This window comes from Citrobacter sp. MGH104 (assembly GCF_001034485.1).
Taxonomy (GTDB): domain Bacteria; phylum Pseudomonadota; class Gammaproteobacteria; order Enterobacterales; family Enterobacteriaceae; genus Citrobacter; species Citrobacter freundii.
The window spans coordinates 580,896-601,873 of sequence record NZ_KQ089819.1; the positions used below are offsets into that span (position 1 = coordinate 580,896).

The following is a 20,978-nucleotide window of genomic DNA, read 5'->3' on the forward strand; positions in this document are numbered from 1 at the left end:
TACACTTGGGATTATTTGTTATTTGAAAGTAACAATTATTAAAATAATGAAAAATCCCCTATTTCACCAGCTGACACTGCAAAATTATAAATTTGCGTTAGATCAAATATATTTGTATCCGGCATGTTAAATGTATTATTTTAATATTGACAAACATCACACTGTTTTTAATTTCAAAATCGCTAACAAAAGTTAATTAAGTATTATCTAACTCGCAGAGTGTGTATTTTTACCCATAAAGGATTAGTCTGAAATTAACCAGACATAAAAAATCTAGACTGGTAGCAATGGAGACCATGCTACGTACCATGGACACCGTACATTTTTGTGAGCAAATAAAAGTATCCGCACGCCGACTTCATCACATCATGAAATGGCGTGACCGTGATCACATAAATAACCCACTCACTCATTCTGTCGGTGGTTCATGTAATAGCGGAAAACGCAAAATAGATAAATTACAGCGTCAACCGCGGCTCTCCATGTTCAGCTCTGCTTCCCATCGCCTGAGGATTCTCTCCTCTGATCAAAGCCACAGAAAAAACCAAATATCGCCATAAATTTAAAAAAAAATTCTAGCAAGACATTTGAACATTAATCGCAAATACGGACATATCGAATACTGACCATTTTTTGATGCTTATTCTGGCAAAAAAGAATGTGGCACAGATCCATTTTTCAAAAAATTGACTGGGTTTTTCGCGAGGGTAAATAAAATGTTATTTAGTATACAACTTCTCATAATATTAATATGTTTGTTTTATGGTGCCAGAAAGGGCGGTATCGCGCTGGGTTTATTAGGCGGTATCGGCTTGGTCATTCTGGTTTTCGTTTTCCATCTCCAGCCGGGTAAACCACCTGTAGATGTCATGCTGGTTATTATTGCCGTGGTGGCCGCATCGGCAACCTTACAAGCCTCCGGCGGTCTTGACGTTATGCTGCAAATCGCTGAAAAGCTGCTGCGCCGTAACCCAAAATATGTTTCCATCGTCGCACCTTTCGTTACCTGCACCCTGACGATTCTCTGCGGTACAGGGCACGTGGTATACACCATCCTGCCAATCATTTATGACGTTGCCATTAAAAACAATATTCGCCCGGAACGTCCGATGGCGGCGAGTTCCATCGGTGCGCAGATGGGTATTATCGCCAGCCCGGTTTCTGTAGCCGTTGTGTCACTGGTGGCAATGCTGGGTAACGTAACGTTTGAAGGCAAGCATCTCGAATTCCTCGACCTGCTCAGCATCACCATCCCGTCTACCCTGTTGGGTATCCTGGCGATCGGTATCTTCAGTTGGTTCCGTGGTAAAGATCTGGATAAAGATGAAGAGTTCCAGAAGTTCATTTCTGTACCTGAAAACCACAACTATGTGTATGGCGATACCGCCACGCTGTTAGACAAAAAGCTGCCGAAAAGCAACTGGCTGGCCATGTGGATCTTCCTTGCCGCTATCGCCGTTGTTGCCGTACTCGGCGCGTTCTCTGAGCTGCGCCCTACCTTTAGCGGCAAACCACTGTCAATGGTGCTGGTTATCCAGATGTTCATGCTGCTGACCGGTGCGCTGATTATTATCCTGACGAAGACCAATCCCGCTTCAATATCTAAAAACGAAGTCTTCCGTTCCGGTATGATCGCGATTGTGGCGGTGTACGGTATTGCCTGGATGGCCGAAACAATGTTCGGCGCGCACATGACAGAAATCGAAGGTGTGCTGGGCAATATGGTGAAAGAGTATCCGTGGGCCTATGCAATTGTTCTGCTGCTGGTATCCAAATTTGTAAACTCCCAGGCAGCAGCGCTGGCAGCGATTGTTCCGGTCGCACTGGCAATCGGGGTTGATCCAGCGTACATCGTGGCTTCCGCTCCGGCATGTTACGGTTACTACATTCTGCCGACCTACCCGAGCGACCTGGCGGCTATTCAGTTTGACCGCTCTGGCACCACCCACATCGGCCGCTTCGTTATCAACCACAGCTTCATTCTGCCTGGTTTGATCGGCGTAAGCGTATCCTGTGTCTTTGGTTGGATCTTCGCCGCAATGTACGGTTTCCTGTAATCACAGTTCGCGTGCCGTCCGCGTTGGTACGGCACGCCACCATTAAGACACAGAGAATTTTAAAATTCCTGAGAAAAATGAAAAGGCTGGAAGCAAATGTCAAAAGTTGAATTCACTTACCAGGCGGCTTTCCCACTGGGGGAAGACAAAACTGAGTACTACCTGCTGACATCCGATCACGTCAGTGTCGGCGAGTTTGAAGGCGAAACAATCCTGAAAGTAGCTCCTGAAGCACTTACGCTACTGGCCCAACAAGCCTTCCACGATGCCTCCTTCATGCTCCGCCCAGAACACCAACAGCAAGTCGCCTCAATTCTCCATGATCCCGAAGCCAGCGAAAACGATAAGTACGTAGCGCTGCAGTTCCTGAGAAACTCCGAAATCGCCGCCAAAGGCGTGTTGCCAACCTGCCAGGACACCGGTACGGCAATTATCATGGGTAAAAAAGGTCAGCGCGTTTGGACCGGCGGCGGCGATGAAGCGGCCCTCTCCAAAGGCGTATTTAATACCTATATTGAAGATAACCTGCGCTACTCGCAAAACGCGGCGCTGGATATGTACAAAGAAGTGAATACTGGCACCAACCTGCCCGCACAAATCGATCTGTACAGCGTGGACGGTGACGAATACAAATTCCTGTGCGTGGCCAAAGGCGGCGGCTCAGCCAACAAAACCTATCTGTATCAGGAAACCAAAGCGCTGCTGACTCCCGGCAAACTGAAAAACTTCCTGGTTGAGAAAATGCGCACGCTGGGTACTGCAGCTTGCCCGCCGTACCACATCGCATTCGTCATTGGCGGGACGTCAGCGGAAAGTACCCTTAAAACGGTGAAATTGGCCAGCACACACTACTATGACGCGCTGCCGACTGAAGGTAATGCTCACGGCCAGGCGTTCCGCGATCTGCAACTAGAACAGGAACTGCTGATCGAGGCACAGAAACTCGGCCTTGGCGCTCAGTTTGGCGGGAAATACTTCGCACATGATATCCGCGTGATCCGCCTGCCTCGCCACGGCGCATCCTGCCCGGTTGGTATGGGCGTTTCTTGCTCCGCAGACCGTAATATTAAAGCCAAGATTAACCGCGAAGGGATCTGGATTGAAAAACTGGAACATAACCCAGGTCAGTACATTCCGGAATCTCTGCGCCAGGCGGGTGAAGGTGAAGTGGTTAAAGTTGACCTTAACCGCCCGATGAAAGAGATCCTCGCTCAGCTCTCTCAGTACCCGGTTTCTACTCGTCTGTCACTGAGCGGTACTATCATTGTCGGTCGTGACATTGCCCACGCGAAGTTAAAAGAACGTATTGAGTCCGGCGAAGGTTTACCGCAGTACGTGAAAGATCATCCGATCTACTACGCGGGTCCGGCCAAAACGCCTGCAGGCTATCCGTCCGGTTCTTTAGGCCCAACCACCGCGGGTCGTATGGACTCCTACGTTGACCTGTTGCAGTCTCACGGCGGCAGCATGATCATGTTGGCGAAAGGTAACCGCAGTCAGCAAGTGACTGACGCCTGCCACAAACACGGCGGCTTCTACTTAGGCAGCATCGGTGGTCCGGCAGCGGTACTGGCGCAGCAGAGCATTAAGCATCTGGAATGCGTGGAATACCCGGAGCTGGGAATGGAAGCTATCTGGAAAATCGAAGTAGAAGATTTCCCTGCTTTCATCCTAGTCGATGACAAAGGCAACGATTTCTTCCAGCAAATCGTCAGCAAACAATGCGCTAACTGCACGAAGTAACCCATTCGGCCCGGCACTGGACTGGCACTAAATTTTTGGCGTCAGTCCAGCGATCCCCCCGGGCCAACTTTATCCCCCCATTTACTGGTATTGAATTTTTGCCGTTCACAGGGAATAGTGACCTTTTCCATTACGTGTGAATTCGCAATGCTCCGCACTCTGAACCCCACAATCTTGCACACTGGCGCAGTATTCCTGGCGCTGATCCTTATCTACACCGGTATCTCTGCCTCGGAGAAAATCACCTGGCTGATGGAAGTCACGCCGGTCATTATTGTCGTACCGCTGTTGCTGGCTACCATGAAGCAGTACCCATTGACGCCGCTGCTTTATACGTTGATTTTCTTGCACGCCATCATTCTGATGGTAGGCGGGATGTATACCTACGCCAAAGTTCCCGTCGGTTTTCAGGTTCAGGAATGGCTGGATCTCAGTCGTAACCCCTATGACAAGTTGGGTCACTTCTTCCAGGGGCTGGTACCAGCCCTGACGGCAAGAGAGATTTTAGTGCGCGGCAATATTGTCCGTGGTCGTAAGATGCTGGCATTTTTAGTCTGCTGCGTAGCACTGGCGATTAGCGCAATGTATGAACTGATCGAGTGGTGGGCAGCGCTGGCAATGGGACAAGGTGCGGAAGACTTCCTTGGCACGCAGGGTGATCCGTGGGATACCCAGTCGGACATGTTCTGCGCCCTGCTCGGTGCGTTAACAACGATCCTCGCGTTGGCGGGCTGGCACAATCGGCAGTTGAAAACGGCCGGAGAGCGCTAACACTTCTCCGGCAATCTGCGCTACCTACTGCGATACTTGATAACCAGAATCGGCAAGGCGAACAACAGTGTCAGAAAGTTCGCCATGCTGACAGCGGTATCTTCAATCAATAACCCATAAGCCAGCCACAACACCAGCCCGCACACAAACATCACATACATTAAACCGGAGATACCCTGGGTGTTGCGGGTGGTAATAACCTTAATCGCCTGCGGCAAAAAAGAGAGCGTCGTCAGCGTTGCCGCCAGATAGCCAATCCAGGAATGCCACTCCATAGCTAGGCCTTCACATCGCTGGCCACTACCACCGGAATCTCCGGAGTATTCGACTGTTTGACGGGCGACGGCACTTTTCGGTACTTATCCAGCAGGTGGATCTGAATCTTACGCAGCATATCGCCATTCAACCGGTAGTAACGGAAATAGAGCACCAGTGTCACAACGAAAAAAAGCGTGGGCAGCGCGATCATGATGAACTGCATGCCGAGGATGGTCTCAGCAGATTGCGTCGCATTCGGAACATAACCAATCAATCCCAGCACCACCGCAATAAAGAAAGCGGAAAACGCCGAGCCACCTTTGACCACCATTGTCTGCACGGCATAGGCAATACTCTCGCAGCGGACGTTAAACTTGTATTCACCGTAATCTACGGTGTCCGCCACCATAATCACCTGCAGTACCCAGAACAGCGCCGTACCAATGTTCAGAAGGATCCCTGCGGTAACAATCAGGAAAGTATTGTGGAATGCCCCCAGAGCCATAATCAGCAATACGCCTGCGCTGAGAACTGGCATAACCGAAGCGCCAGCCCACAGTACCCGGCGAGAAAGCGCCTTTGACAGACGGGGAAAGAGAATCAATGTCAGCAAGTTAGCTGCTCCGGCATAGGAGAGGTAGTATGGGAAAAGGTCAGCATCACCCACCACGTAGGTGAAGTAGTAAATCGCAAAACCTGTAATGATATTGGACGCCACGTTGTAAGCCAGCGCCATCCCCAGCAGGCAGGAAAGCTGATCGTTTTTGTAGATAAGCGCAAGGATTGATTTCAGCGTCAGCCGGGTGCTGTCTGCGGTAGCTTCGCTGTCAGAGGAATACACTTCATGCACATTGCGCAAGGTTACGAGGGTAGAAACAATAAAAAATGCGATCAGCACCAGCGTAAACATCTGAAAACCGAACCCGCGATCCGCGCCGCCAACATAGTTTACAAAGGGTAGCGTCACGCCCGCGGTGACAAACCCTGCAAGGCTGGCAAAAAAACGAGGGAACGGCACCAGTTGTTCACGTTCGCGTTTATCCAGCGTAATCGTGGGGACCAGCGACCAGAATGGAATATCCATAATGGTGTAGGTCATCCCCCACAATATGTACGTCACACAAACAAAAACGATTTGCGCCGTCCCCTCAAACAGATGTGCGCTAAAGAGCAAAAACAGCACCAACGAGTTCGCCAGCGTACCGAGTAAGATCCAGGGTTTAAATTTTCCCCAACGCGACCGGGTGGCATTCACTATCCACCCCATCACCGGATCGTTAAACGCGTTCCATATTTTTGCCACCAGGAACAAGGTTCCGACGACGCCCACCGATAATCCCACCACGTCGGTGTAGTAATACATCAGGTACATGTACACGATACCGATAGCGAAATCCTTACCGAACGCTCCAAATCCGTAACTGAGTTTTGTTGTCAGAGAGATGCTCATAGGGTATCGGGTCGCTGTTACCAGCGCCCGCCTTCTGTAAGAGGAAACGTCAGAGGTTAAACGCCGGATGCTCTGCCCGGCGTGATTGTGTATTAACGGTGCAGCCAGGCCGGCAGCCAGTCGCCGTGAGACGCGATCAGGTCGTCCACCAGCGCATAAATCTCTTCAATCCCCAGTACCGCGGCGGTATGCGGATCCATCATCGCCGCGTGATAAACACGATCGCGGTTCTCCGTCAGGATGGCTTCCGTTAGCAGAGTCTGAACATTGATATTGGTTTGCATCATAGCCGCCAAATGTGACGGGAGAGCACCGACTTTCGTTGGCTGAATACCATTCGCATCAACCAGACAAGCGACTTCAACACAGCAACCTTGCGGCAGGTTATCGATCAGATTGTCATTGCGAACGTTGCCATACACGACGCTCGGTTCACCGGTCCAGATAGCGTTCATGATAGTGCTGGCATATTCGCGCGACGGTTTAATGTCGATCCGCTCAGCCGTTTTGTACTCTTCCAGCTCTTTTTTCCAGTTCGCCAACTGTTCCACACAACGTTTCGGATATTCATCCAATGGCACCTTATAGCGCTCAATCAGATCTTCACGCCCCGGTTTGATAAACCACGGCGTATATTCGGCGAAGTGTTCCGACGATTCGGTGACGAAATACCCCAGTTTTTTGAACATTTCATAGCGCACAATGTTCTGGCAACGGGTATTTCCGTGAATATTCGGTTTCGGCGCCTGACCGGATTCATAGGCCGCCAGCAGCTCCGGGTAGAGATTCACATAGGCGCCGTCCGCCGTTTTGCGCTCCAGCTCCAGATAAAATGCCATATGGTTGATCCCGGCACTGCGATAGCGCAAAGAGGCAGGGTCAATGTTCAGATCGCGGGCCAACTCCTCCGCCGTCCCCTGCACCGAATGACACAGCCCAACCTGCTTAATATGCGGATAGCGCGCATACATTGCCCAGGTGTTCATCGCCATCGGGTTAACGTAGTTAAGCATGGTGGCCTGCGGACAGACTTCGGTCATATCCTCACAAATCTGCCATAAATGCGGAATGGTGCGCAGCGCGCGCATAATGCCGCCCGGCCCCAGCGTGTCGGCAATCGTCTGCTCCAGACCATGGCGTTTACACACCGTAAAATCGGTGACGGTACAGGGTTCATAGCCGCCGATCTGGAAAGCGACCACCACAAAATCAGCATCCTGTAATGCTGCTTTTTGATCGGTATAGCAGGTGATTCGTCCAGACGCGCCCGCAGAATCCATCAACTTGCGCACAACAACGTGTGACTCTTCCAGACGCGTAGGATCGAGATCCATCAAGGCGATATGCGCAGATTTAAGCGCATCGCGGTGAAAGACGTCCCCAAGAATATTTTTGACGAAAATCGTGGAACCGGCGCCGATAAAGGTAATTTTGGGTGCAGACATCATGACTCTCCAGAACATTAGTAAACACAGTCATGGTGGCACAGCGTATAGCTGAAAACTTCCGACTTCTCTGCTGAGCATTCCCATAAACTCAGATCATCACTCTGCACCCTATTGGATCTGAGTTTATGGGACAAAATTACCCAAAAAGCAGAGTATGTGGCCGCAAAATGTCGCTATGCTCAATGGTAACGGTCCAATTTGTGTCCTGATTCTCAGCCTTAATACGTGTTAAATGACATGATTCTGATAATTCAGGAAATGGAGCAACCATGAGCACATTACCGACATCGCCTCTTCCTCCCGATCCGCACATGTGCAGTAGCGATGAAGAACAAACCCGCAGCCCGCTATCGCTGTACTCAGAATATCAACGGATGGATATCGAGTTGCGCTCACCGCATGCTATGCCAGCCAGCCATTGGCATGGGCAGGTGGAGATCAATGTGCCGTTTGATGGTGACGTCGAGTATCTGATCAACAACGAAGTCGTACAGATAAAACAGGGACACATCACGCTATTCTGGGCCTGCACACCGCATCAACTCACGCGTCCGGGCAGTTGCCAAAGTATGGCTATCTTCAATTTACCGATGCACCTTTTCCTCTCCTGGCCGCTGGATCGCGAGTTGATCAACCATGTTACCCATGGAATGGTCATCAAATCGCTGGCGTCGCAGCAGTTGAGCACCTTTGAAGTTCAGCGCTGGCAACAGGAACTGAACAACCCGAACGAACAAATTCGCCAGCTCGCCATTGATGAAATTGGTCTGATGCTCAAGCGGTTTAGCCTTTCCGGCTGGCAGCCTATACTCGTCAATAAAACCTCGCGGACCCACAAAAACAGCGTGTCGCGGCACGCCCAGTTTTACGTCAGCCAAATGCTGAGCTTTATTGCCGATAACTACGATCAGGCGCTCACCATCAACGACGTCGCGGAACACGTGAAGCTCAACGCCAACTACGCGATGGGGATTTTCCAACGCGTGATGCAACTCACCCTGAAGCAGTACATCACGGCAATGCGGATCAATCACGTCCGCGCATTGCTTAGCGATACCGATAAAACCATTCTCGACGTTGCATTGACCGCCGGATTCCGTTCCAGCAGCCGTTTTTATGACACCTTCAGCAAGTTTGTCGGCATGTCGCCGCAGCAGTACCGCAAACTAAGTCAGCAGCATCGGCAAACAATGGCTGGTTGATATCATTCGGCCATATCAGTATCAGCCAAAAAAATATTCCCCCTGTCGATAAACGGTGGTGAAAAACCGCCAACAAGCAAACGTAACCATATGTTTAAAAACAAATTAAACATAAATCAGACTATTTTTCACCCGCTTTACAGCCCGTTTTGACAGGATAATACTTGCCTGCGTCACATTCATACGGTGTGTCTGCAATTCATAGATTGCAACCTTTCCACAACCGGGTAAAAGATGATGAAAGTATTAATTGTTGAAAGTGAGTTTCTGCATCAGGACACCTGGGTCGGTAGCGCTGTCGAACGTCTGGCTGACGCATTAAGCCGCCAAAATGTTACCGTCATTAAGTCCACCTCATTCGACGATGGCTACGCAATCCTCGCCGCCAATGAAGCCATTGATTGCCTGATGTTCAGCTATCAAATGGAACAACAAGACGAACACCTGAACGTCAGGCAATTGATCGGCAAGCTCCACGAGCGCCAGCAAAACGTTCCCGTATTCCTGCTGGGCGATCGCGAAAAAGCCACCGCATCGCTGGATCGCGACCTGCTGGAGCTTGTCGATGAATTCGCCTGGATTCTGGAGGACAGCGCTGACTTTATCGCTGGCCGTGCCATCGCAGCGATGACTCGCTATCGTCAGCAGTTGTTACCACCGCTGTTCAACGCCCTGATGAAATACAGCAATGTCCATGAGTATTCCTGGGCTGCACCGGGTCACCAGGGCGGTGTCGGTTTCACCAAAACACCTGCCGGTCGACTGTACCATGACTACTACGGTGAGAATCTCTTCCGTACCGACATGGGGATTGAACGTACCAATCTCGGTTCTTTACTCGACCATACAGGCGCATTTGGGGAAAGTGAAAAAAATGCTGCCCGCGTGTTCGGTGCCGACCGTTCCTGGTCCGTAGTGGTCGGGACTTCCGGCTCTAACCGCACCATCATGCAGGCCTGTATGACCGACAACGACGTCGTGGTGCTGGATCGTAACTGCCATAAATCCATCGAACAGGGGCTGATCCTCACCGGGGCAAAACCGGTGTACATGGTGCCAAGCCGCAACCGGTACGGCATTATCGGGCCTATCTACCCGCAAGAAATGCAGCCTGAAACTTTACAGAAAAAAATCAGCGAAAGCCCGCTGACCAAAGGCAAAGCTGGGCAAAAACCGTCTTACAGCGTTGTGACCAACTGTACCTACGACGGTGTTTGCTACAACGCCAAAGAGGCGCAGGATCTGCTCGCACAAACCAGCGATCGCATCCACTTCGATGAAGCCTGGTACGGCTATGCTCGCTTCAACCCAATTTATGCCGATCACTACGCCATGCGTGGCGCGCCGGGCGATCATAACGGTCCTACCGTTTTTGCCACCCACTCGACCCACAAACTGCTGAATGCGCTCTCTCAGGCATCTTACATTCACGTTCGTGAAGGGCGTGGGGCCGTGAACTTCTCCCGCTTTAACCAGGCGTACATGATGCACGCCACCACCTCTCCGCTGTATGCTATCTGCGCCTCAAACGACGTGGCGGTCTCCATGATGGACGGTAACAGCGGCCTGTCGCTCACTCAGGAAGTGATCGACGAAGCAGTCGATTTCCGTCAGGCCATGGCACGGTTGTACAAAGAGTTCACCGCCGAAGGCGACTGGTTCTTCAAACCGTGGAACAAAGAAGTGGTAACCGATCCGCAGACCGGTAAAACCTATGACTTTGCCGACGCGCCAGCCACATTGCTGGCTACCGATCAGAACTGCTGGGTGATGCGTCCGGGTGAATCCTGGCACGGCTTTAAAGACCTGCCGGATAACTGGAGCATGCTGGACCCGATCAAAGTCAGCATTCTGGCACCGGGGATGGGCGACGATGGCGAACTGGAAGAGAACGGCGTACCGGCCGCACTGGTTACCGCCTGGCTTGGCCGCCACGGCATCGTGCCGACCCGAACCACCGATTTCCAGATTATGTTCCTGTTCTCCATGGGGATTACCCGCGGGAAATGGGGCACACTGATCAACACACTGTGCTCTTTCAAACACCACTACGATGCCAATACCCCGCTGGCACAGGTGATGCCAGAACTGGTTGAGGAACATCCTGACACTTATGCCAACATGGGTATTCACGATCTGGGCGACACCATGTTCGCCTGGCTGAAAGAAAACAACCCAGGCAGCCGTCTCAATGCAGCCTACTCCGGTCTGCCGGATGCGGATATTACTCCGCGTGACGCTTACAACGCGATAGTCAGTGACAACGTTGAGATGGTGGCGATTGAAAATCTGGCGGGACGTATTGCGGCAAACTCCGTGATCCCTTACCCACCGGGAATTCCGATGCTGCTGTCCGGTGAAAACTTTGGCGATGCCAACAGCCCGCAAATTGGGTACCTGCGTTCGTTGCAGTCCTGGGACCACCACTTCCCTGGATTTGAACATGAAACCGAAGGAACGGAAATTATTGACGGTGTTTATCACGTTATGTGCGTGAAAGCATAAGGTCTCTTTTTAGATAGTCCGATGTTTAAGGTAGACATGTCATTCTTGAGTAATTCCTGAGTATTGCTGCAAAACAATAACACTGTCATACCTTTTTGCGCGGGACCACCCCGCGCTTTTTTTATACGCAAATAGCATCTTTCCACTTGCGTAAAAAAATCTGTACATAAGAAAAATCCCACCAAACATTGTAATTAATTTCAGACACGTTATTTTATTGCGGTCCTGGTTTCATCATACAATTTCAATTTAGCCGATTTGGCTCATCTGATGTTGAGCTACGGTGTTTTTTCATATTCCTGGAGTTGGGTATGAAGCTTTGCAGCAAAGAAGCTTGTGTTGTTGTATTAACGGAGAAGGATGTTTGGTTAAGGATTAACGGTAAAGACGCCATCAGTTTAAAAGCTAATCATATGGCACTGGTGGCATGCGATAATAATATTATCGATTTTTCATCACTTAATAACGCATTGGTTGTACATATTAGCCGCGATATCATTAAAGACTATCTGCGCTTTTTAAATAAAGACCTTTCACAGATCCCACTCTGGCAACGCAGTGCCAGCCCAGTGATGACCTCAGCGTGTCTGACGCCGGATGTCTTCAGGGTGGCTGCCCAACATAGCGTAATGGACACAGTGAACGAAGCTGAAAGAGAGCGTACGCGCTCGCTACTGTTCACGGTGTTATCACGCTTTCTCGACAGCAAAAAGTTTATCTCTTTGCTCATGTATATGCTGCGCAACTGTATCAGCGACAGCGTTTATCACATTATTGAGAGCGATATACATAAAGACTGGAATTTAAGCATGGTTGCCAGTTGCTTATGCCTGAGTCCCAGTTTGTTAAAGAAAAAGCTCAAAAGTGAAAATACAAGTTACAGCCAAATAATTACCACCTGTCGCATGCGATATGCCGTCAATCAATTACTGATGGACGGCAAAAACATTTCCCAGGTCTCTCAACTATGTGGATATAACAGTACCTCATACTTTATCTCCGTATTCAAAGAGTTCTATGGGATGACGCCTCTGCATTATGTTAGTCAACATAGGGAGCCATCCGCCGCCTGATTTTTAATCAGTTAGCGATAAGCCATAATAATATCAGCATTAGCGATACCCCAGCTCCGCCATCATTAAACAGACTTTTGACGAGGTATGATAAGGCGTCATTTATCCTTATCAGGAGTTAGAAAATATGTCGACGGATGCTGATGCTCACAAAGTGGGCTTAATCCCCGTCACCCTTATGGTGTCGGGGAATATTATGGGTTCCGGTGTATTCCTGCTACCCGCAAACCTTGCGTCAACTGGCGGGATTGCAATCTACGGATGGTTGGTCACGATTATCGGTGCTCTGGCACTGTCGATGGTGTACGCCAAAATGTCGTCCTTAGACTCCAGTCCCGGTGGTTCTTATGCTTACGCCCGCCGCTGCTTCGGTCCTTTTTTGGGCTACCAGACCAACGTGCTGTACTGGCTGGCCTGCTGGATTGGTAACATCGCCATGGTGGTCATTGGCGTCGGTTACCTGAGCTACTTCTTCCCCATCTTAAAAGATCCGCTGGTCCTGACGCTGACCTGTGTCGTAGTGCTGTGGATCTTCGTATTACTGAACATTGTCGGACCGAAAATGATCACCCGCGTGCAGGCCGTCGCAACGGTACTGGCGCTGGTACCAATTGTCGGGATTGCCGTCTTCGGCTGGTTCTGGTTCCGCGGTGAAACCTATATGGCGGCCTGGAACGTCAGCGGCATGAACACCTTCGGCGCGATTCAAAGCACTCTGAATGTTACCTTATGGTCATTTATCGGGGTAGAAAGCGCCTCCGTCGCGGCTGGCGTGGTTAAAAACCCCAAACGTAACGTACCTATCGCCACCATGGGCGGCGTGCTGATTGCCGCTGTTTGCTACGTGCTCTCCACCACCGCGATCATGGGTATGATCCCTAACGCGGCGCTACGTGTTTCAGCCTCTCCGTTCGGTGATGCCGCACGCATGGCGCTGGGTGACACCGCAGGGGCAATTGTCTCCTTCTGTGCTGCGGCCGGGTGTCTTGGTTCTCTGGGCGGCTGGACGCTGCTTGCCGGGCAAACCGCCAAAGCCGCAGCCGATGACGGCCTGTTCCCACCGATTTTTGCCCGCGTGAACAAAGCCGGTACACCAGTGGCCGGGTTAATTATCGTCGGCATTCTGATGACCATCTTCCAGTTCAGCAGCATGTCGCCGAACGCAGCGAAAGAGTTTGGTCTGGTCTCTTCGGTCTCCGTTATCTTCACCCTGGTGCCGTATCTGTACACCTGCGCCGCGCTGCTGCTGCTCGGCCATGGTCACTTTGGTAAAGCACGCCCGATGTACTTACTGGTGACCTTTATCGCCTTTGTCTACTGCATCTGGGCGGTTGTCGGTTCCGGAGCCAAAGAAGTGATGTGGTCGTTCGTCACGTTGATGATCATCACCGCGCTGTACGCACTGAACTACAACCGGATCCATAAAAACCCGTATCCACTGGATGCCCCGGTAAACAATAACTAACACCAACAATCGTCGTGGCCCGATGGCGTAAGCTCATCGGGCCAACGTTCTCCCACCGCTCTTCGAAAAATCAACATTAAGAACTTAAGGTTGGCTTAATTTTACTTTGAGAGGATTTGCGCCACATAGTCGATGGAACCCCCCTTAATGTTAAAGCTCTTGTTTAAAAGGCCCACTCTCGGGCTAATCAGCTGGCTTCTGCTGATCTCATTTTATCTTGCGACCTTCCTGAACATTGCGTTCTATAAACAAGTGCTGCAAGACCTGCCTCTGGACTCTGTGCGTAACGTGCTGGTGTTTTTATCAATGCCAGTGGTCGCGTTCAGCGTCATGAACATTGTGCTGACACTGGCCTCATTCCTGTGGCTTAATCGCCTGGTGGCGTGCATTTTCATTCTGGTTGGCGCATCGGCCCAATATTTCATCATGACCTACGGCATCATCATCGACCGCTCAATGATCGCCAATATGATGGACACCACCCCCGCCGAAACCTTTGCTTTGCTGACGCCACAACTGCTCATCACGCTCGGGGTGAGCGGCATTCTGGCCGCACTTATTGCCTGCTGGGTAAAAATCAAACCGATCACGTCTGTCATGCGCAGCATACTGTTCCGTGGCGCGAACATTCTGATCTCCGCACTGCTGATCGTGCTGGTCGCTGCGTTCTTCTATAAAGATTACGCTTCACTGTTTCGCAACAACAAAGAACTGGTGAAATCCCTCAGTCCATCCAACAGCATTGTGGCGACGTCATCCTGGTATTCACACCAGAGGCTGGCCCACCTGCCGCTGGTACGCATTGGCGAAGATGCACACCGCAATCCGTTGATGGTGAAAGAAAAGCGTAAGAACCTGACGATTGTGGTTCTCGGCGAGACTTCACGTGGCGATAACTTCTCGCTGTCAGGCTATTCGCGCCAGACCAACCCGCTGCTGGAAAAAGATAATGTGGTCTATTTCCCCCGCACAACGTCCTGCGGAACGGCAACGGCAGTATCAGTACCCTGCATGTTCTCGGATATGCCACGCGCGCACTACGACGAAGAACTGGCGCAGCATCAGGAAGGCATGCTCGACATTATTCAACGGGCGGGAATTAACGTTCTGTGGAACGATAACGACGGCGGCTGCAAAGGGGCTTGTGACCGGGTTCCACACCAGAATATGACTAAGCTGAACCTGCCGGGGCAGTGTATTGACGGTGAATGCTACGATGAAGTCCTGTTCCACGGGCTGGAAGAGTACATTAATAACCTGAAAGGCGACGGCGTGATTGTGTTGCATACCATCGGCAGCCACGGTCCGACCTATTACAACCGCTATCCTGCGCAGTTTAAGAAATTTACGCCAACCTGCGATACCAACGAAATCCAGACCTGTTCACAGCAACAGTTGGTCAATACTTACGACAACACTATTCTTTACGTTGACTATATTGTTGATAAAGCAATCAATATACTGAAAGAGCACCAGGATAATTTCACCACCAGCCTGGTCTATCTTTCCGATCACGGCGAATCCTTAGGGGAAAATGGCGTCTATTTGCACGGCCTGCCGTATTCGATTGTACCTGATACGCAAAAACATGTGCCGATGCTGCTGTGGCTCTCCGAGGATTATCAGCAACGCTATCAGGTCTCTCAGACATGTTTGCAAAAACGGGCAAGCTCAGAAGATTTCTCACAGGATAATCTCTTCTCGACCCTGCTGGGATTAACGGGCGTACAAACACAGAAATATCAGGCGGCGGATGATATTCTGCAACCCTGCCGGGGAGGCTAAACGAATGAAAATCCTGATTGTTGAAGATGATACGTTGTTATTACAGGGACTGATACTCGCCGCGCAAACAGAAGGCTACGCCTGCGACGGCGTATCAACGGCCCGCGCAGCGGAGCAGTGTCTGGAGAGCGGACATTACAGTCTGGTGGTCCTCGACCTGGGCTTACCGGATGAAGACGGCCTGCACTTTCTGAACAGAATCAGACAGAAAAAATACACCGTGCCGGTACTTATCCTCACCGCCCGCGACACGGTGAAAGACCGTGTCAGCGGACTGGACGTGGGTGCTGATGACTATCTGGTCAAACCGTTCGCACTGGAAGAACTGCATGCCCGCATCCGGGCGCTGCTGCGTCGGCATAACAATCAGGGTGAAAGTGAACTCATTGTCAGCAACCTGACGCTGAATATCGGTCGGCGCCAGGTGTGGATGGACGGGCAAGAGGTTATCTTAACGCCAAAAGAATACGCACTCCTGTCGCGCCTGATGCTCAAAGCGGGCAGTCCGGTACACCGGGAAATTTTGTATAACGACATCTACAGCTGGGATAACGAACCGTCGACCAATACGCTGGAAGTGCACATTCACAATCTGCGCGACAAAGTCGGAAAATCTCGCATCCGCACGGTCAGGGGATTTGGCTATATGCTGGTTGCCACTGAGGAAAGCTAAGTGAAGCTGCTGCAATATCTAAAACAACCGCTCCCGCTTCGTCATCGCCTGATGCTGACGATTGGTCTTATTCTGCTGGTCTTTCAGCTGATTAGCACTTTCTGGTTGTGGCATGAAAGTACCGAGCAAATACAGTTATTCGAACAGGCATTGCGCGAAAATCGCAACAACGATCGCCACATCATGCATGAGATCCGCGAGGCCATCGCCAGTCTGATCGTCCCCGGCATCTTTATGGTCAGCCTGGCGCTGCTGATTTGCTACCAGGCAGTGCGACGTATTACTCGTCCGCTGGCAGATCTGCAAAAAGAGCTGGAGGCGCGGGCAGCCGATAACCTGACCCCGATTGAAATTCACAGCTCAACCATTGAGATCCAGGCGGTTGTCTCCGCGCTCAACGACCTGGTAACGCGGCTAACCAGCACGATTGAAAACGAACGCTTATTTACCGCCGATGTCGCTCACGAACTGCGCACACCGCTGTCAGGCGTGCGCCTGCATCTGGAATTATTATCCAAAACCCATAAGGTCGACGTTTCGCCGCTAATTGCCCGGCTAGATCAAATGATGGACAGCGTATCGCAACTGCTGCAACTCGCCCGCGTCGGACAGTCGTTTTCGGCCGGGAGCTACCAGCATGTCAAGCTGCTGGAGGATGTTATTCTGCCCTCCTACGATGAACTCAGCACCATGCTGGACCAACGTAAACAGACGCTGCTCCTGCCACAAAGCGCGGCGGACGTTGTCGTGCCTGGTGATGTTACGCTGTTGCGGATGCTACTACGAAATCTGGTGGAAAACGCGCATCGTTACAGCCCGGAAGGCACCCATATTACGATTAGCCTGAACACAGAGCAGGATGCCGTCCTTGCCGTTGAAGATGAAGGGCCGGGCATTGATGAAAGTAAATGCGGGGAGTTGAGTAAAGCGTTTGTGCGTATGGACAGCCGCTTTGGCGGAATTGGACTGGGGCTGAGCATTGTCAGTCGCATCACCCAGTTACATCAAGGGCATTTCTATTTGCAAAATCGCCAGGGAGCCAACGGCACTCGCGCATGGGTGGAATTGGCGAAAATTCAGTAAGAGCTCACCCATACATACAAAAAGCTGCTGACGATCAGCAAACTGCACACGGTGGTCAAACTTTCATAAATACGGGTTTTCATGACACTCTCCTCCGAAACTATGGAGGAGAGTTTGCCTGAAGGATATTAAGCCAACCTTAAGGCCACGCGCCGGATGGCGGCTGACGCCTTATCCGGCCTACAAAGTACAATGCTACCCGTAGGCCTAAAAGCTGCGTGCCATCAGGCAATGACACGATTACTCATCAATACGCGGATGCTGCTGCACCAGACGCGTGCGCTTAACCTGTAGTTCAGCAATTTCCTGATCGATATCTTCGATTTTCTGTTCAATGTTATCGTAGTGTTCGCCGAGGATCTCTTTCGCTTCCTGAATATCCGAAGCGGCAGGCGTGGCCCCTTTCAGCGGCTGATTGGCGGTCTCTTTCATGGTCACGCCGGTAATTAAACCAACCACCGCAATCACCATCAGATAATAAGCAGGCATCATCAGATTCTGCGAGCTTTCCACCAGCCATGCGGCCAATGTCGGAGTCAAACCAGCAATCAATACCGAGATATTAAACGCGGCGGCCAGTGCACTGTAGCGAATATGCGTCGGGAACATCGCCGGTAACGTTGACGCCATCACCCCGGTAAAGCAGTTGAGGATCACCGCCAACATCAGCAACCCGGCGAAAATCAGACCGATAACATTACTGTTAATCAGGATAAATGCCGGAATCGCCAGCACAAACAGCGCAATACTGCCCATGATCACAAACGGACGGCGCCCGAAGCGGTCGCTGAGCAACCCCATAATCGGCTGCACAAACAGCATACCAATCATGATGGCGATAATAATCAACACACCGTGGTCTTCGGAGTAATGCAGGTTATGCGACAGGTAGCTCGGCATATAGGTGAGCAGCATGTAGTAGGTGACGTTGGTAGCAATCACCAGACCAACACATGCCAACAAGCTGCGCCAGTGCTTAGTCGCAATCTCTTTAAACGAAACCTTCGGACCTTCCTGTAGACCCTGACGATCGCCCTGCTCCAGTTTATCCACGTGCTGCTGGAACGCCGGCGTCTCTTCCAGCGCATGACGCAGGTACAGACCAATCAGCCCTAACGGTAGCGCCAGGAAGAACGGAATACGCCAGCCCCAGTCAAGGAAATTTTCCTCGCCGACGACGGTTGAAATCAGAACCACCACGCCCGCACCCAGCACAAACCCGGCAATCGAGCCGAAGTCCAGCCAACTGCCCATAAATCCACGCTTACGGTCCGGCGAATATTCCGCGACAAAAATCGACGCCCCGGTGTACTCTCCGCCGACCGAGAATCCCTGCGCCATCTTACACAGCAGCAGCAGAATCGGCGCCCAGATACCAATCGAGGCATACGAGGGAATAAGACCGATACAGAAGGTACTTATCGACATAATCACAATGGTGATAGCCAGTATCTTCTGACGACCGTATTTATCGCCGAGCATACCGAAGAACAATCCGCCAAGCGGTCGAATCAGAAAGGGAACAGAGAAGGTAGCGAGTGCAGCAACCATCTGCACGCTGGGGTCAGCCCCCGGGAAGAACACTTTACCTAATGCGTAAGCAACAAATCCATAAACACCAAAATCGAACCATTCCATCGCATTACCTAACGACGCTGCGGTAATGGCTTTTCGCAATTTACCGTCATCAATGATGGTAACGTCGCGCAGCGTTATCGGTTTTATTTTTTTCCTTTTTAGCATACTCGTCCTCATAGACTTAGCCCTGTCACGCTCCAGTTCGAGTCCCCCAACGCCCATGCGTCAAGGTCATCACCGAGCGGGGAACGCACAGGCGCATTCCCTGTAACAAGCGTAGCAGGTTTACTTACACTGACGAGAAACGCACAGTACAACCGAACCTGTTGACGCCTGATTGGGCGGTTAATGACCTCTTTACCCTAACAGCGTTTAAATTTGTGATCAACTTCACATATGGTTTTTCATTTCGTCAACATGCGTAAATTAGGTCATTCTTAGTCATCTTTTTTACATGTAACGCTTGTGATTTACTGACAATTAAATACAAGAATAAATCGCTTTATTGCACCAACAATCACAGCGGTCATTATTATTCTGCTAGCAAAAAAACACCTAATCCCTTCACAAAAAGATCACAGCTTTTTTAATAATCAGAGCGACCGGGAACTTTTGCTCGGAATATGTGATGAAGATAACTAAAACATCGTTTTATTTTGATTGAATCAACGTTCCCATGAATGCAAACTAATTCCAGACGCAATATCCCTGGGAGCAGCAACACGCTCAATGTATGCCGCGTTAGATTTTATAAAACAAAGAGATAGCGATTTTCTTTGTTAAGAGAAACCAGTAACCATTTGAATTTATTAATTTTTACCCTCTTGCGCTAGTGTTAGCGGCGACAAGACATGAGGACGTTTATGAAAATTAAAGCCACGATTGAACGCATCCCCGGCGGAATGATGTTGATTCCTCTGTTATTAGGCGCAGTGTTAAATACGTTAGCTCCGGATACCGGTGCGTATTTCGGTTCGTTTACCAAAGGAATGATCAGCGGAACGGTACCGATTCTGGCAGTGTGGTTTTTTTGTATCGGCGCATCTATTGATTTACGGGCAACCGGCACGGTATTACGCAAGTCCGGTACGCTGGTAATAACCAAAATAGCCGTGGCGTGGGTAGTGGCAATGATTGCGGCTTCATTCATTCCTGATACCGGTATTCAAACCGGGTTCTTTGCAGGCCTCTCAGTTTTGGCAATTGTCTCCGCCATGGACATGACCAACGGTGGTTTGTACGCCAGCCTGATGAACCAGTACGGCACCAAAGAAGAGTCTGGCGCATTTGTGTTGATGTCTCTGGAATCCGGCCCGTTAATGACCATGGTGATCCTCGGCTCCGCGGGTCTGGCCTCCTTCGAGCCACACCATTTTATCGGCGCGGTATTACCGTTCCTGATTGGCTTTACATTAGGCAACCTGGATCATGACCTGCGTTCTTTCTTCAGCAAAGCCACACCGGTGCTGATCCCGTTCTTCGGCTTCGCATTGGGTAACACCATTAACCTGAGCGTAATCGTTGATACCGGTCTGCTGGGTATCTTGCTGGGTGTCGCGGTTATCGTCATCACCGGTATCCCGCTGATTATTGCAGACCGTGTTATTGGTGGCGGGAACGGTACGGCAGGCGTGGCAGCCTCTTCAGCAGCAGGCGCTGCGGTGGCAAACCCGGTGATTATCGCCCAGATTAACCCGGCGTTCGAACCGGTTGCCGCATCCGCTACGGCGCTGGTTGCCGCCAGCGTAATTGTCACCGCCATTCTGGTGCCGATTATCACCGCGCTGTACGCCAAACGTTTTAATAAAAACCTGGTCGCCAACGAGACGGTGTCCACCCCGGCAGACTCTCTGCACCATTAACTCTGTCTTAGCCCCACTGACCGTC

General features: G+C 50.8%; 16 protein-coding genes. 11 read left to right on the forward strand and 5 right to left on the reverse strand.

Translation table 11 applies throughout. The annotated features are described in order from the left end of the window. Positions 1 to 716 precede the first annotated feature (716 nt). The 3 genes from dcuB to SK34_RS21115 all read left to right on the forward strand — a co-directional run bounded on the left by dcuB (position 717) and on the right by SK34_RS21115 (position 4,571). Positions 717 to 2,057: an anaerobic C4-dicarboxylate transporter DcuB gene (gene dcuB / locus SK34_RS21105; RefSeq protein ID WP_003031873.1), complete on the forward strand. Its 1,341-nt coding sequence runs from the start codon at positions 717 to 719 to the stop codon at positions 2,055 to 2,057. Between the two features lie 96 nt (positions 2,058 to 2,153). Continuing rightward, positions 2,154 to 3,800, forward strand: coding sequence for a class I fumarate hydratase FumA (fumA, locus tag SK34_RS21110; protein WP_048234129.1), 1,647 nt, complete (start codon positions 2,154 to 2,156; stop codon positions 3,798 to 3,800). A gap of 147 nt (positions 3,801 to 3,947) precedes the next feature. Further along, entirely contained in the window at positions 3,948 to 4,571 is a 624-nt protein-coding gene (locus SK34_RS21115; RefSeq protein WP_003031870.1) for a DUF2238 domain-containing protein, read from the forward strand. Positions 4,572 to 4,591: 20 nt separating this feature from the next. Here SK34_RS21115 and SK34_RS21120 read toward each other — a convergent pair whose 3' ends face one another. The 3 genes from SK34_RS21120 to melA form a co-directional block, all read right to left on the reverse strand. After that, a complete protein-coding gene (locus SK34_RS21120) occupies positions 4,592 to 4,846 on the reverse strand; it encodes a SemiSWEET transporter (protein ID WP_003031867.1) in 255 nt (84 codons plus the stop codon). A 2-nt stretch (positions 4,847 to 4,848) separates the two neighbouring features. Then, positions 4,849 to 6,279: a melibiose:sodium transporter MelB gene (melB, locus tag SK34_RS21125; RefSeq protein WP_003844787.1), complete on the reverse strand. Its 1,431-nt coding sequence runs from the start codon at positions 6,277 to 6,279 to the stop codon at positions 4,849 to 4,851. A gap of 92 nt (positions 6,280 to 6,371) precedes the next feature. Next, a complete protein-coding gene (gene melA, locus SK34_RS21130; protein ID WP_003031864.1) occupies positions 6,372 to 7,727 on the reverse strand; it encodes an alpha-galactosidase in 1,356 nt (451 codons plus the stop codon). A 269-nt stretch (positions 7,728 to 7,996) separates the two neighbouring features. Here melA and melR point away from each other — a divergent pair, with 269 nt between their 5' ends. From melR to pmrB, 7 genes are all read left to right on the forward strand, one after another. Then, positions 7,997 to 8,929 carry a transcriptional regulator MelR gene (gene melR / locus SK34_RS21135; RefSeq protein WP_003841146.1) on the forward strand — a complete coding sequence of 311 codons (933 nt, stop codon included), beginning with the start codon at positions 7,997 to 7,999 and terminating at the stop codon, positions 8,927 to 8,929. A 237-nt stretch (positions 8,930 to 9,166) separates the two neighbouring features. After that, positions 9,167 to 11,434 (forward strand): arginine decarboxylase, encoded by a 2,268-nt coding sequence (gene adiA, locus SK34_RS21140; protein ID WP_008321469.1) that lies wholly within the window; start codon positions 9,167 to 9,169, stop codon positions 11,432 to 11,434. A 311-nt stretch (positions 11,435 to 11,745) separates the two neighbouring features. Beyond that, positions 11,746 to 12,507: an AraC family transcriptional regulator gene (locus tag SK34_RS21145; RefSeq protein WP_044702149.1), complete on the forward strand. Its 762-nt coding sequence runs from the start codon at positions 11,746 to 11,748 to the stop codon at positions 12,505 to 12,507. A gap of 127 nt (positions 12,508 to 12,634) precedes the next feature. Beyond that, positions 12,635 to 13,972 carry an arginine/agmatine antiporter gene (gene adiC, locus SK34_RS21150; protein WP_003031853.1) on the forward strand — a complete coding sequence of 446 codons (1,338 nt, stop codon included), beginning with the start codon at positions 12,635 to 12,637 and terminating at the stop codon, positions 13,970 to 13,972. Between the two features lie 147 nt (positions 13,973 to 14,119). Then, entirely contained in the window at positions 14,120 to 15,757 is a 1,638-nt protein-coding gene (gene eptA, locus SK34_RS21155; RefSeq protein ID WP_048234132.1) for a phosphoethanolamine transferase EptA, read from the forward strand. 4 nt (positions 15,758 to 15,761) lie between these two features. Continuing rightward, a complete protein-coding gene (pmrA, locus tag SK34_RS21160) occupies positions 15,762 to 16,430 on the forward strand; it encodes a two-component system response regulator PmrA (RefSeq protein WP_003031849.1) in 669 nt (222 codons plus the stop codon). After that, on the forward strand, positions 16,431 to 17,513 hold the full coding sequence (gene pmrB / locus SK34_RS21165; protein ID WP_003844779.1) for a two-component system sensor histidine kinase PmrB: 1,083 nt from the start codon (positions 16,431 to 16,433) through the stop codon (positions 17,511 to 17,513). It abuts the gene before it with no gap. Here pmrB and pmrR read toward each other — a convergent pair. Together pmrR and proP are read right to left on the reverse strand one after the other, a co-directional pair. Further along, on the reverse strand, positions 17,507 to 17,596 hold the full coding sequence (gene pmrR, locus SK34_RS21170; RefSeq protein WP_008321468.1) for an LpxT activity modulator PmrR: 90 nt from the start codon (positions 17,594 to 17,596) through the stop codon (positions 17,507 to 17,509). The two genes, pmrB and pmrR, sit on opposite strands and share 7 nt — an antisense overlap. A gap of 157 nt (positions 17,597 to 17,753) precedes the next feature. Then, the gene (gene proP / locus SK34_RS21175; RefSeq protein WP_044702152.1) at positions 17,754 to 19,256 is read right to left on the reverse strand and encodes a glycine betaine/L-proline transporter ProP; all 1,503 of its coding nucleotides are present in this window, start codon (positions 19,254 to 19,256) and stop codon (positions 17,754 to 17,756) included. Positions 19,257 to 19,954: 698 nt separating this feature from the next. On the opposite strand from proP, the gene kdgT reads away from it, so the two are divergent. Beyond that, a complete protein-coding gene (kdgT, locus tag SK34_RS21180; protein WP_003031841.1) occupies positions 19,955 to 20,953 on the forward strand; it encodes a 2-keto-3-deoxygluconate transporter in 999 nt (332 codons plus the stop codon). Positions 20,954 to 20,978: the final 25 nt, after the last annotated feature.